This window comes from Providencia sp. PROV202 (assembly GCF_028479565.1).
Classification (GTDB): domain Bacteria; phylum Pseudomonadota; class Gammaproteobacteria; order Enterobacterales; family Enterobacteriaceae; genus Providencia; species Providencia zhijiangensis.
Window position 1 is genome coordinate 111,199 of the sequence record NZ_JAMPNV010000004.1, and the last position, 13,688, is coordinate 124,886.

Below are 13,688 nucleotides of genomic sequence, written 5' to 3' on the forward strand. Positions count from 1 at the left end.
TTTACTATTAACCACTATAAGGGGTTACACATGGCACTAAATACAGTTAACCATTCTTCCAAACCGCAACTCTCTGCATATAACACAAAAGAGACTGACCAAGCTGAGAATAAGGCTAACAGTCATTTTAAAACATCAATAAAAAAAGCAACTCAATCATTAGTTAGCTTTTTTTCTTTACTTTTTAGTTGCCAAAAAAAACAAGCCAGCCAGAAAAAAACCATTTCAAATGAACCCTTTGTTATGATTAGCCTTCCGTACAAGGATGCATCGTCACGCACGGTTTCCTTTGCAGATGAAACTTCCACAAGAAATTTACCACCTCAAGATGAAATTATACCTAAAGCGGATTTAACTGGAAATCCTCGAGCCGAGGCTGCACGAGCGGCTGGATTAAACGCCATCGCTCAACATAAAGCCCTGCGAGCAGAAAAAAAACGAAAAAACGAAGCGACTGAATTGCAGCAAAGCAATGCGGAGCTCATTAATACTAGTGACAATCTTTCTGACACAGATAGAGAGAAAAATCATGCAATTAACCTGCTAGGCTGTACGATCTATAAGCATGACGAGTACTCAACAAGTAATGGTGAAGGTATACTTCGTATTGAAGGTGGCCAAAATGATGTCAGTGAACTCGTTAATAAGATAAATGACCCAGAGAGTGGCAGTTACGATCTTACGCAACTAGAGCACTATCCTTTACTAACATTATCCAGTGTATTTAAAAAAATAGCAGGAGAATTACTCAGAAAAACTACCAACATCGATTTCAGGTCAGATACTTCATTTAATGATTTACAAGCCTGTGCCGATGCAATACAAAATAAAGAAGATGTGACCCAACAAATTAAAGGTAACAAGCAATTAAAAAGTAAAGCCTCTTCAATCTTAAAAAACTGTGACAATAGGATCCACAGTGCATTGAGTCGCCTAGCACCACCGCCATTAACATTACAACTTGTTGTTCGTTATTGCGCTCTTTTTTCCAACGATGAAGCATCCCATAAAATGTCCATCAGGAATTTAGCTATGATGTTCGCACCGCACTTGATTAACACGAGCAACACACCGCAACATAATCGTCTGGATCCTATTACTGCAACACAAAAAGAAGCTAAAGCGATTAAACTCGCTGAGAATTATATTGTCGCGTTAATCCATCAAGAGAAAAGTAAATTTCACCATATTTAAAAAGTGTCTTTTACTTAAAAACAAAAGACCGCCTAGGCGGTCTTTTTTATTACTCTGCTATTCAGAGAATAGGATTACTCTTTTGGGGTTGCTTTTTCCACGCGGCTTTTTAATTTTTGGCCTGGACGGAAGGTAACAACACGGCGAGCAGTAATTGGAATATCTTCCCCAGTTTTAGGGTTACGACCGGGACGTTGATTTTTATCACGTAAATCAAAGTTACCGAATCCAGATAATTTAACTTGCTCACCATTTTCTAAGGAAAGGCGAACCTCTTCAAAGAAAGTTTCAACAAGGTCTTTCGCATCACGTTTGCTAACACCCAGTTTTTCAAACAAATTTTCTGACATTTCAGCTTTAGTAAGCGCCATAAGTTTAGTCCCTCAAGGAGGCTTGGAATCGCTGTTTTAACGCAGCAACACACAGATCAACGGTCGCGGTAATCTCTTCTTCTTCCATGGTACGCTGGGTATCTTGGAAGACGAGACTGATAGCGAGACTCTTATAACCCTCAGCTATCCCCTCACCACAATACACATCAAATAAGTTTATGCCAACTATATGATTTATGCCAACTTTTTTACATTCTGCTAAAACTTCGGCAGCTGCTACAGTTTCTGGCACAACCACAGCAATGTCACGACGGTTCGACGGATAACGCGAAATCGCTTTCGCTTCTGGAATAACACGCTGTGCGATTGCATCAGTACGAACTTCAAACACGACTGTACGACCATTTAAATCGAGTTTACGTTCTAGTTCTGGATGAACAACACCGATAAAGCCAATATGTTCATTTTCCAGATAAATCCCAGCACTTTGCCCAGGATGTAGTGCTGGATGTGCTTCAGATTTAAATGTAATTTGATTTAGTTTTCCAGTCAATTCAAAAACAGCTTCAAGATCACCTTTTAAATCAAAGAAGTCAACAACTTGTTTATCTAATGACCAATGTTCATCGAATTTGTTGCCCGTGATCACACCCGCCAGCATGTTTTCCTGACGAATACCATATTCTGCTTGATTATCAGGCGTAAAGCGTAGACCTGTCTCAAATAAACGAATTCTGTTTTGTTGACGATTTTGATTATAGACCACAGTGCCTAATAAACCAGTCAACAGAGACAAACGCATTGCGGACATGTCAGTTGAAATTGGATTTGGCAAGGAAAGTACTTCTTCCTGCGGATGTAATAGGCTTTGAATTTTAGGGTCTACGAAGCTATAAGTAATCGCTTCTTGATAACCACGGTCAACTAACATCGCTTTAATACGTTTCAGCGGTAAATTCGCTTCTTTATGATCTGTCATGATCAAGTCAGCGCGCAGCGGTACGTCTGGGATATTGTTATATCCGTATACGCGAGCGACTTCTTCCACTAAATCTTCTTCGATTTGCATATCGAAACGCCAGCTTGGTGCCACCACACTCCAGCAATCTGCTGAAACTTGGACTTGGCAACCTAAACGCGTCAGAATATCGGTCACAGTTTCGTCTGCGATCACATGACCGATTAAACGGTCTAATTTTTTACGCGTCAGCTTAATATTTGCTGGTTTCGGTAAATGTGCTTCGCTAGAAACGTCAATGATTTCACCAACTTCACCGCCACAAATTTCCACGATCAACGCAGTTGCGCGCTCCATTGCTTTAAATTGCAGCTGTGAGTCAACACCACGTTCAAAACGGTGAGAAGCATCGGTGTGCAGACCGTAATTACGGGCACGGCCAGTGATAGCCAGTGGTTCGAAGAATGCACACTCTAATAAAATGTTCTTGGTTTCAGCGTTAACACCTGAGTGCTCACCGCCAAAGATACCCGCGATGCCCAAAGCTTGAGTTTCATCGGCAATTACCAGCGTATCAGATTTCAAAGTAGCTTCAGTGCCATCTAGCAGGACTAATTTCTCTTCATCTTTAGCCATACGTACAACAATTGCGCCATTTAAACGATCTAAATCGTAAGCGTGTTGTGGCTGACCTAATTCCAACAGAACATAGTTTGTGATATCAACCACAGCATCAATAGAACGAACACCGCCACGGCGCAGTTTTTCTTTCATCCACATTGGCGTTGGTGCGCTAACATCGATATTTTTGATCACACGACCTAAGAAGCGTGGGCAGGCAGCAGGTGCTTCCACGCGAATTGGGAATGTGTCTTTAATTGTGCTCGCCACTGGGCTGATTGCAGGTTCAACTAAATCTAACTTGTTGATAACCGCCACATCACGCGCCACGCCTAAGATACTTAAACAGTCTGCACGGTTTGGGGTAATGCTGATTTCAATCGCGTGATCATCTAATTTTAGATATTCACGGATGTCAGTACCAATAACCGCGTCTTGTGGTAATTCAATAATGCCGCTGTGGTCATCAGAAATACCTAACTCAGAGTATGAGCACAACATGCCTTCTGATGGCTCACCACGTAATTTCGCCGCTTTAATTTTGAAATCACCCGGTAATACCGCACCGACGGTTGCAACGGCAACGCGTAAGCCTTGACGGCAGTTTGGTGCGCCACACACGATATCTAATAAACGGTCACCGCCGACATTCACTTTCGTGACACGCAATTTGTCTGCGTTAGGGTGTTGTCCACATTCAACAACTTCACCCACAACAACGCCGTGGAATTGACCCGCAACGGTTTCAACGCCATCAACTTCCAGACCCGCCATTGTGATCTGGTCTGATAATTCTTCACTACTTACCGCCGGGTTTACCCATTCGCGTAACCATAGTTCACTGAATTTCATGAGATAGACCCGCCTTATTTAAACTGTTTGAGGAAACGAAGATCGTTTTCGAAGAATGCACGAAGGTCAGATACGCCATAACGCAACATGGTTAAGCGCTCCATTCCCATACCGAATGCAAATCCAGAGTAGACCTCAGGGTCAATACCGACATTGCGTAATACATTAGGATGCACCATACCGCAGCCTAATACTTCCAGCCATTTACCGTTTTTACCCATAACATCAACTTCAGCAGAAGGCTCTGTGAACGGGAAATAGGAAGGACGGAAACGAACTTGGACTTCTTCTTCAAAGAAGTTGTTCAGGAAGTCATGAAGAGTACCTTTCAAGTTGGTAAAGCTAATGTCTTTATCAACAATCAGACCTTCAGTTTGGTGGAACATTGGGGTATGAGTCTGGTCGTAGTCATTACGATAAACACGGCCTGGCGCAATGATGCGGATAGGTGGTTGCTGACCATTCATCGTACGGATCTGCACACCGGATGTTTGGGTACGTAATAAACGTTTCGCATCAAACCAGAAAGTATCGTGATCAGCACGCGCTGGGTGATGAGCAGGAATGTTCAGAGCGTCAAAGTTATGATAGTCATCTTCGATTTCAGGCCCTGTCTCAACAGAGAAACCTAATTCACCAAAAAATTCTTCAATTCGCTGAATGGTGCGAGTTACTGGGTGTAATCCACCATTTTCCATACGGCGACCCGGTAATGAAACATCGATTTTTTCTGATGCTAAACGTGCATTCAGAATATCGGCTTGCATTGCATCTTTACGGGCGTTCAGTGCATCTTGAACTTGGACTTTAGCTTCATTAATCACAGCCCCTGCTGCTGGGCGTTCATCCGCAGGCAGATCACGCAACGTTTTCATCTGGAGTGTGAAGTGGCCGCTTTTGCCTAAAAATTCAACACGCACTGACTCTAACGTCGCAACATCTTGGGCCTGTTCAATGGCTGCTTTTGCCTGTGCAACCAATTCAGCGAGATGTGGCATTGTTTCCCCTTTATGACCACTCGGTCTTTTGCTAGTTATTCACTAAATTTATCAAATTTCACAAATCATATTAATAAGATGTGAATACCTGACTGATTTTACTGTATTTTCTATCAAACCAAAAACAAAAAAGCCTCCTGACGGAGGCTTTAGCGTAACTTTTCGTTTCTATTCTACTCGCTATACGCAAAAGCCCCCGAGATTCAGGTGCTAAAGTAAAAAAAGAAACGAAAAATAACGTTGTTCATTAAAAGAGTCTCAAAAACACAGGTTTAAAGTGACTAATATTGACTGAAAGTATTAACACAAGCTGATTTTTAATACAAACATTATAAATGAAAAGAGGAAGTTTCCTTCCTCTCTTCAAGCAAACATTAAGCTAAAGCGCCTTTTGCTTTTTCAACTAAAGCAGTGAATGCTGCTTTATCGAAAACTGCGATGTCTGCTAAGATCTTACGGTCGATTTCAATTGAAGCTTTTTTCAAGCCATTGATGAAACGGCTGTAAGACAGGCCGTTCTGACGAGCCGCAGCGTTGATACGTGCGATCCACAGTTGACGGAACTGACGTTTACGTTGACGGCGGTCACGGTAAGCATATTGACCAGCTTTGATTACCGCTTGAAATGCTACGCGGTAAACACGTGAACGTGCACCATAGTAACCTTTCGCCTGTTTCATGATTTTTTTGTGACGTGCACGTGCGATTACACCACGTTTTGCGCGAGCCATAGCTATCTCCTATCGTCTTTATTCTTAATTAACTAAATGTTTACTTATGCGTAAGGCAGGCAAGCAACAACCAGACCCAGATCGCCCTTAGATACCATTCCTTTCGGACGTAAATGGCGTTTACGCTTAGTAGACTTTTTAGTCAGAATGTGACGAAGGTTTGCATGCTTACGCTTAAAGCCACCGCCTGCAGTTTTTTTAAAGCGCTTTGCTGCGCCACGTACAGTTTTAATCTTTGGCATTTCTTTTATTTCCAACTTCGCATTGTGATTAACTACGAATTAATTAGGCGAATAATACTCACATTACTGTGAAATTATTACTTGGTTGCCTAATTATTTCTTCTTAGGTGCCAGCACCATAATCATTTGACGCCCTTCAATCTTCGAAGGGAATGATTCAACAGATGCTAACTCTTCCAAATCAGACTTGATGCGGTTAAGCATTTCCATACCGATTTGCTGGTGAGCCATTTCACGACCACGAAAACGCAGTGTTACTTTCGCTTTATCACCATCTTCTAGAAAGCGAATCAGGTTGCGTAGTTTGACCTGATAATCACCTTCATCTGTACCAGGGCGGAATTTAATTTCCTTCACCTGAACAACTTTTTGTTTCTTTTTTTGTTCTTTTTGAGACTTGCTCTTCTCATAAAGGAATTTGCCGTAATCCATGATACGACAAACTGGCGGTTCAGCATTTGGGCTAATTTCAACGAGGTCTACACCTGCTTCTTCAGCTTTTTCAAGCGCTTCACGCGCGCTCATGATGCCTAACTGTTCGCCGTCTAAACCGGTTAAACGGACTTCAGGAACACGAATTTCATCATTAATACGATTTGGTCGTGTTGATGGGATTCTTTTTCCGCCTTTAATACTTCATTCCTCCAACTGGATAAAGAGATTTGCTACATTCTCTAAAGCAAGCGCCTCGGTAATGTCTTTTTAAACAATTTATTACCCAAACGCGATATTCTTTTTTGGCTTTAACTCGAACAAAGCGAGTTTTACAAAGCGATTCGACCGCGGATTTTACTGCTTATTGTGAGATTACTCAAGCAGATATTCAAATTATTCGCAGAGGATCATGTAAATAGCCAAGTCTAACAATAAAAAACGCGAGTGAGGTGCTATCCCCCACTCGCGTTCTTAATCATGACCTATTATTTTTTCTTAGGCCCCATCACCATGATCATTTGGCGACCTTCAATACGTGAAGGGAATGATTCAACAACGGCTAGCTCTTCTAAATCCGCTTTGATGCGGTTAAGCATTTCCATACCGATTTGTTGGTGAGCCATTTCACGACCACGGAAACGCAGTGTGATTTTCGCTTTATCACCATCTTCTAAGAAACGAATGAGGCTACGTAATTTAACTTGGTAGTCTCCTTCATCTGTTCCCGGACGGAATTTAATTTCCTTCACTTGAACAACTTTTTGTTTCTTTTTCTGCTCTTTTTGAGATTTACTTTTCTCATAAAGATACTTGCCGTAATCCATGATTCGACAAACTGGTGGCTCTGCGTTTGGGCTGATTTCAACTAAATCAACACCAGCTTCTTCCGCTTTGGCAAGTGCGTCACGCACACTCATTACACCAAGTTGTTCACCGTCAATGCCAGTAACACGGATTTCAGTTGCACGGATCTCTTCGTTAATACGATTCGGACGTGCTGTTGGGAGTTTTTTTCCGCCTTTAATACCTTATTCCTCCATCTGATTGAGCTGACGACTGCGAATTTCTTCCAGTAGTTTAGTCATGAATTCGTTAACATCAAGGCTGCCTAAATCTTTACCACGACGGGTACGAACAGACACTTTACCTGATTCAACTTCTTTCTCACCACAAACCAACATGTAAGGAACACGACGCAGGGTGTGTTCACGGATCTTAAAGCCGATTTTCTCGTTACGTAAGTCCGCTTTCGCACGAATGCCAACACTTTGCAGCTTGCTAACTAATTCTTGAACATAGTCTGCTTGACTATCTGTAATGTTCATCACAACAACTTGTTGTGGTGCTAACCATGTTGGGAAGAAACCTGCATATTCTTCCGTTAAGATCCCGATAAAGCGCTCTAGTGAACCCAGAACCGCACGGTGAATCATAACTGGCGTAATACGCTCATTATTTTCGCCAACATAAGAAGCATTTAGACGACCCGGTAAGAAGAAGTCTAATTGTACAGTACCGCATTGCCATGCACGGTCAAGGCAGTCATACAGTGTGAATTCAATTTTCGGGCCGTAGAATGCACCTTCGCCAGGCTGATATTCAAACTCAATACCTTTTGACTTCAGCGCATTGGCTAAGTCTGCTTCTGCTGTATCCCACATATCGTCTGTACCGATACGCTTTTCAGGACGAGTAGACAGTTTTACAACGATTTTTTCGAAGCCGAAAGTGCTGTAAACGTCATAAATCATCTCAATACAGCTAGTCACTTCACCCAGAATTTGATCTTCAGTACAGAAGATATGAGCGTCATCTTGGGTAAAGCCACGTACGCGCATTAAACCATGCAGTGCACCTGATGGCTCATTACGGTGACAGCTACCAAATTCTGCCATACGCAGTGGTAAATCACGGTAAGATTTTAACCCTTGGTTAAAGATCTGAACGTGACCTGGGCAGTTCATGGGTTTGACACAATATTCACGGTTCTCAGATGAAGTTGTGAACATCGCATCTTTGTAGTTTTCCCAGTGACCTGTTCTTTCCCACAATACGCGGTCCATCATAAATGGGCCTTTAACTTCTTGGTAATTGTAAGATTTAAGTTTGGTACGTACAAAAGTTTCCAGTTCACGGAAAATTGTCCAACCATCGTTATGCCAGAACGCCATGCCCGGCGCTTCTTCCTGCATATGATATAAATCTAATTGCTTACCAATTTTACGGTGGTCACGCTTCGCCGCTTCTTCTAAGCGCAGCAGATATGCAGCAAGCTGCTTTTTATCTGCCCATGCAGTACCGTAAATACGTTGCAGCATTTTATTGTCGCTGTTACCGCGCCAGTATGCTCCTGCTACTTTTTGTAATTTAAAGTGGTGACAGAAACGCATATTTGGTACGTGTGGGCCGCGACACATATCAATATATTCTTGGTGGTGATATAAACCAGGGCGATCATCTTGACTAATATTTTGATCCAAGATTTCAACTTTATAATCTTCGCCACGGTTTACAAATGTTTCACGAGCTTCCGCCCAAGAAACACGTTTTTTAACCACGTCATAATCTGTTTTGGCAAGCTCAAGCATACGCTTTTCTAGCTTGTCCAAATCTTCCTGGGTCAGCGTATAGTCAAGGTCAATATCATAATAGAAACCGTTGTCGATAACCGGACCGATTGCCATTTTGGTATTTGGCCACAATTGTTTAATTGCATGACCTAATAAGTGAGCACAAGAGTGACGAATGATTTCTAGACCATCATCATCTTTACTCGTGATAATTGACAGGTTTGCGTCATGCTCGATCAGTTCACAAGCATCCACCAGCTCACCATTAACACGACCAGCGATACATGCTTTTGCTAGGCCAGCGCCGATATCGCGAGCCACATCCATGACAGAAACTGCATGGTCGAATTGACGCTGACTTCCATCAGGAAGAGTAATAACAGGCATTAAAAAATCCTTATCAGCAGTGGTGACCCACACGAAAGATCACTTGCTTGATTATTCCAAAGTTTATAAATCAATACGTTACTGACGATTTCTCACTTCACTATGCGAGATAGGCACACAACTATGTACACATTATATAAGCCGAGGCAGATATAATTGATAACGCAATTATGCACATCGCTAGCAACTCAACTCGTAATCATAACACAGACATATTTTATGGCGATAGCCAGTTGTTGATTATTCTAGCGCTAAAATTACTGCTGCTCTGGGCTCATTAACGTGTAATCCGCCGACATAATAAGAACATTATTACCATAGCCATTACAATCCGTTCTCACCGCATATTCAGGTAACCAAGCAATACGTGATTTTGAACGCGATAATGAAAGATTCAGGGTTGTCGGATGCTCTAATGCGCTAATAAGATAGACTAAATCAGTGGTGGCTGAACAGAGTTCAAAATTAATATGATCAGCATAAATAGCATGCCAATCCTCATGATACGGGATACCTTGCTTATCGATGATTGCACTCATTTCATCTGCGGTATAAACAAGCTGTGCAGAAGCACTTGGAGCCAGCAACACAAAGGTTGATAACGCCAATAACGCGGTAATTATGCCTTTTTTCATCTCTCACCATACTTTTTTACAATAAATCGTTAAGGGGAGAAAAATACCATTCCATCATCCTGCAAAAAACGACAAAAAGGCTACTCAACATGACTATGAATAGCCTTATTAAAACAAAAAGTTACCAACAACCGCGATGATTACCACGTCCACCCCATCCACCATCACGATATGGGCGGTTGTATTGTTTATCTTCTTCGTTTCGAAGCTGCAGTGATAAATCATCAAGCTCTTTCACCAGCGCTTTCACTTTCGCATCATCATCTTTGGCGCCGGCATCGTACAGCTTATTCAATTCAAAACGCTTATCATCAAACTCTTTCGCTAACTTAGCGATTTCATTATTTTGGCGATAATTGTTTTGGTGATAATTGTTTTGGTGATAATTGTTTTGATGATAATTGTTTTGATAGCGGTGATCATAGTTTCCATTGCAGTAAGGGCATGCTGCAGCCGATGCCGAATACAGTAATACTGAAGAGACGATAGCACCTAATAACACTTTTTTATTCACGGCAATAACCTCACAAGTCTTTGGGTTATACCAGTTTACATTTACCTAAAGGAAACCGCCTTGAATAACATCAAAATTCGCATCAAAAGCTAAATTCACAGATAACAATTGCAGAAAATATCAATGAAATAGGTAAAAATGCTTATTAATAATGAATAACTAACGGATTAGGCCAAAACAATCACAACCAACGCCGCGTTTGCTGAGTATAAGCCTGCCACTCCTCTTTAAAACGTTCAGATAAGAATTTTTCTTCTTGGGGAATGGTATACAAGTCAGTAATTAACCAAAAGACCAAACCTGACACCAAGAAATAAGGTGAATGCGAAAATAAAGCGAAGCTTAAACTCATCGAGGTAAAAGCAAGATATAACGGATTACGAGATAACCGATAAGGGCCTCTAGTAATAAGAGAAGACGCCGGGCTAATAGGATTTGGTGAGGTTTTTTGCTGAACAAAATAATATAAACTTGCGCCAATCCAGCCGAAAGCCTCTAAGGCAATCAAGATGCCGATAATTCCCATCCAACCAGAAAAACTCCAGAAAAAACCCTCTTTGATATGCAGATAATAAGCAGCAAATCCATTGAGCGCTAACCAATTCACAAATGGAAGTTTAAAAATGCTCATCACAGATCCTAAATTGATATTCATCTGGCAAGCATATCATGGATAAAACGATAAGAATTGGCACCGATGTCAATAATATCTAATAATACAGAGTGAAGGAGTACTCTGTTATTTTATGAACGATATCCTAAAGAAAAAACGCTTTTTAGACCTTCAAGATTGGCATACTCTTGTTCACATACAGAATTACGCACATCGCTGGGTAAATTATTTAATCTCGCTTGGATATTAGCAAGTTGCTCTTCTAACCCATTCATTCCCTTCACTTCGACAACATCTGCATTTGCTTGCAGATAATCTGTAAAGCTTCTTAAATTATTTTCTAAACTATCGCACGCATTATTCGTCAATCCGTTTTGTTCCATAAAGGAATTGACTGAAGCGGGTAATAATTGAGAGAGCGAAGGAAAAATAGATTGTTTCCACGTTTGTGGAAACAGGATCAGCACGGCAGCAATAGCCAAAACAAGCAGCATTGATGAAGTAACTAATGGCGACAGTAACTTTCTCATTGGCTATCCTAAAATTCTATTTAACATGGAATTTAGAATACACAACAAACCGTAAAGCAGTTTTTAAAATAAAAAAGAGTTTGTAAAGAATATTCCAATTATATTACCAAGAAATAAGATTATCGCCTGACAATAATCTTTTAACGAATTTACATAACCTGTCAGTAAAACAGATAGCACTGTATATACTCACTAACAAATGAACATAAACCCCCTCTAGCAATAATGCCCTTGACCTTTTTATCTCACATAAAAAGGTTTTTTTTTGCTCAAAATATTGAATGTTTTTAATCCAGCGATATACCTCTTTGTTATTCAACAAATAATTACACTTATTCACACATGAATCGGGATGTTATCCACAGTTAATGTGAACAACTTTGTCATTCATTAAGTAAAAACATTACGCAATTTCACGTAAAAAAGTCTCTTTATCCTATATTTGATGGGAGAATACCCTTCTGATTCCACAAATTAGTAACAATGTTTGTTATAGTTCCAACGAGAAGCCATTCTAGATTAATTTGGAGGGTAATTTTCGATATGCAAGATATTTTACAACTTTTTCAAGCCGTTGGCCTTGGCTTAGTTTTACTCCTTCCACTGGCTAACCCACTGACCGCCATTGCCGTGATGCTCAGTATTTCTGCCAACATGACCAAAGAACAACGTGACCATCAATCACGGCTGGCTGCAATTTATGTCTTTTGTATCATGCTCGTCGCTTTTTATGCGGGCCAATTAGTCATGAATACCTTCGGAATTTCCATCCCTGGACTGCGTATTGCAGGGGGACTTATCGTGGTCTTTATTGGTTTTGGGATGTTATTTCCTAATTCAGAAAATAGTGAAGACAACAGTAATGTTTCCACTGACGATTTAAGTGTTCCCAAAAAACGTCAAGGTAACCAAAATATTGCCTTCGTTCCTCTCGCTATGCCAAGTACCGCAGGGCCGGGTACTATCGCGATTATTATTAGTTCCACCGCCTCTTTACAAGGGGATATTGGTTTTACGCCATGGGTTATCACCGTTGCACCCATTGTTGTTTTTCTGATTGCCAGTGTAATTGTTTGGATTGGGCTACGGGGTGCGACTTCAATTATGAAATGGCTAGGAAACAGCGGAATTGATGCAATTGGGCGGATAATGGGGTTTTTATTAATTTGTATGGGAGTGCAATTCGTCATCAACGGCATCGTTGAAATTATCGCGCAACTCCCACACTTAATGACGGAATATCAGTAATTCACTGCTAATGCATTATACGCATTCTTAACTTTCCACAAATAGCGTGGAGCCTGCGGTGCGGGGTGTTTAGACTGAACATGTTGATAGAACTCTTCTGGCGATAAATTATTTATCATCGCGATAGCTTTAGTTTTATCATTATCAAACGTTCTTAATAATGCCCCAGCCCCATTCACATAAGCCACAACTGTCGCATAATACATAGTCTGCGGATGGCTAATCCCCGCTAAATGTTGCTCTTTGAGAATACGAATATAGGTTGTACCGATATCAATATTTTTACGTGGATCTTTTAAATCGTTAGAACTTGGCTCACCAGAACGTCCTTGATAACGATATGCATCACGCCCTGCTGTTGATGCTTTAATTTGCATTAAACCAATGGCATTAGATTTACTCACCACTTCAGGTCGGAAGTTAGATTCTACTTCAATAATGGCTCTGATCAGTGTTTCATCCACACTATAGCGATTCGCAGATTCACGAATAAACTCATCATAAGGGGTTCTCGGATAGCTAGTATTGGCTGCCGTATTTGGCATTTGATTGCGATTATCTAGCATTCTTGTTCTGTTCGCGGTTTTATTGGGATCACTTGAACAACCTGCCAATAGCAAAAGTACAAGCGCACTGCCGACCATTTTTTTCACTGTTGTATCCTCTGCAAATTAAAACACCGAAAGAATAGCTAATCTTTAGAAAAATAATACATTTTTTACTTAACTTTTACTTCTGGACGTGTTTTAGTCATGTTAAATAATAATGATAACCAGCAACTCATCGATTACAAAAATACCCCTTTTACCATTTAACGGGATTTTTCAT

At 40.8% G+C, this 13,688-nt stretch carries 16 protein-coding genes and 1 other annotated feature; of the genes, 2 read left to right on the plus strand and 14 right to left on the minus strand.

What is annotated here, in order from left to right; genetic code table 11:
* Positions 1-30 precede the first annotated feature (30 nt).
* Positions 31-1,194 (plus strand): RhoGAP domain-containing protein, encoded by a 1,164-nt coding sequence (locus PR799_RS02010; protein WP_272521139.1) that lies wholly within the window; start codon positions 31-33, stop codon positions 1,192-1,194.
* Positions 1,195-1,268: 74 nt separating this feature from the next.
* Here PR799_RS02010 and ihfA read toward each other — a convergent pair whose 3' ends face one another.
* The 13 genes from ihfA to PR799_RS02075 all read right to left on the minus strand — a co-directional run bounded on the left by ihfA (position 1,269) and on the right by PR799_RS02075 (position 11,612).
* Positions 1,269-1,565 (minus strand): integration host factor subunit alpha, encoded by a 297-nt coding sequence (gene ihfA, locus PR799_RS02015; RefSeq protein WP_004263721.1) that lies wholly within the window; start codon positions 1,563-1,565, stop codon positions 1,269-1,271.
* Between the two features lie 4 nt (positions 1,566-1,569).
* Complete coding sequence (pheT, locus tag PR799_RS02020; RefSeq protein ID WP_154627929.1) at positions 1,570-3,957, minus strand: phenylalanine--tRNA ligase subunit beta; 2,388 nt, start codon at positions 3,955-3,957, stop codon at positions 1,570-1,572.
* A gap of 14 nt (positions 3,958-3,971) precedes the next feature.
* Positions 3,972-4,955: a phenylalanine--tRNA ligase subunit alpha gene (gene pheS / locus PR799_RS02025; protein WP_036950469.1), complete on the minus strand. Its 984-nt coding sequence runs from the start codon at positions 4,953-4,955 to the stop codon at positions 3,972-3,974.
* 123 nt (positions 4,956-5,078) lie between these two features.
* Positions 5,079-5,209, minus strand: a sequence feature (Phe leader region).
* The gene (pheM, locus tag PR799_RS02030) at positions 5,159-5,203 is read right to left on the minus strand and encodes a pheST operon leader peptide PheM (RefSeq protein WP_126437459.1); all 45 of its coding nucleotides are present in this window, start codon (positions 5,201-5,203) and stop codon (positions 5,159-5,161) included. It overlaps the preceding feature by 45 nt.
* 120 nt (positions 5,210-5,329) lie before the next feature.
* Entirely contained in the window at positions 5,330-5,686 is a 357-nt protein-coding gene (rplT, locus tag PR799_RS02035; RefSeq protein WP_006659451.1) for a 50S ribosomal protein L20, read from the minus strand.
* Between the two features lie 44 nt (positions 5,687-5,730).
* Entirely contained in the window at positions 5,731-5,928 is a 198-nt protein-coding gene (rpmI, locus tag PR799_RS02040) for a 50S ribosomal protein L35 (protein ID WP_004263702.1), read from the minus strand.
* Positions 5,929-6,021: 93 nt separating this feature from the next.
* Positions 6,022-6,561, minus strand: coding sequence for a translation initiation factor IF-3 (gene infC, locus PR799_RS02045; protein ID WP_071992133.1), 540 nt, complete (start codon positions 6,559-6,561; stop codon positions 6,022-6,024).
* A gap of 287 nt (positions 6,562-6,848) precedes the next feature.
* The gene (gene infC / locus PR799_RS02050) at positions 6,849-7,388 is read right to left on the minus strand and encodes a translation initiation factor IF-3 (protein WP_071992134.1); all 540 of its coding nucleotides are present in this window, start codon (positions 7,386-7,388) and stop codon (positions 6,849-6,851) included.
* Between the two features lie 3 nt (positions 7,389-7,391).
* Complete coding sequence (gene thrS, locus PR799_RS02055; protein ID WP_154627928.1) at positions 7,392-9,320, minus strand: threonine--tRNA ligase; 1,929 nt, start codon at positions 9,318-9,320, stop codon at positions 7,392-7,394.
* 257 nt (positions 9,321-9,577) lie between these two features.
* Positions 9,578-9,955 carry a hypothetical protein gene (locus tag PR799_RS02060; RefSeq protein ID WP_272521140.1) on the minus strand — a complete coding sequence of 126 codons (378 nt, stop codon included), beginning with the start codon at positions 9,953-9,955 and terminating at the stop codon, positions 9,578-9,580.
* 121 nt (positions 9,956-10,076) lie between these two features.
* On the minus strand, positions 10,077-10,469 hold the full coding sequence (locus PR799_RS02065) for a hypothetical protein (RefSeq protein WP_272521141.1): 393 nt from the start codon (positions 10,467-10,469) through the stop codon (positions 10,077-10,079).
* Positions 10,470-10,650: 181 nt separating this feature from the next.
* The gene (locus PR799_RS02070; RefSeq protein WP_154627926.1) at positions 10,651-11,100 is read right to left on the minus strand and encodes a methyltransferase family protein; all 450 of its coding nucleotides are present in this window, start codon (positions 11,098-11,100) and stop codon (positions 10,651-10,653) included.
* A 113-nt stretch (positions 11,101-11,213) separates the two neighbouring features.
* On the minus strand, positions 11,214-11,612 hold the full coding sequence (locus tag PR799_RS02075) for a hypothetical protein (RefSeq protein ID WP_154604083.1): 399 nt from the start codon (positions 11,610-11,612) through the stop codon (positions 11,214-11,216).
* Positions 11,613-12,155: 543 nt separating this feature from the next.
* Here PR799_RS02075 and PR799_RS02080 point away from each other — a divergent pair.
* Entirely contained in the window at positions 12,156-12,860 is a 705-nt protein-coding gene (locus PR799_RS02080) for a MarC family NAAT transporter (protein WP_154627925.1), read from the plus strand.
* Here PR799_RS02080 and PR799_RS02085 read toward each other — a convergent pair.
* Positions 12,854-13,513, minus strand: coding sequence for a transglycosylase SLT domain-containing protein (locus PR799_RS02085; protein ID WP_132494816.1), 660 nt, complete (start codon positions 13,511-13,513; stop codon positions 12,854-12,856). The genes PR799_RS02080 and PR799_RS02085 overlap by 7 nt on opposite strands.
* Positions 13,514-13,688: the final 175 nt, after the last annotated feature.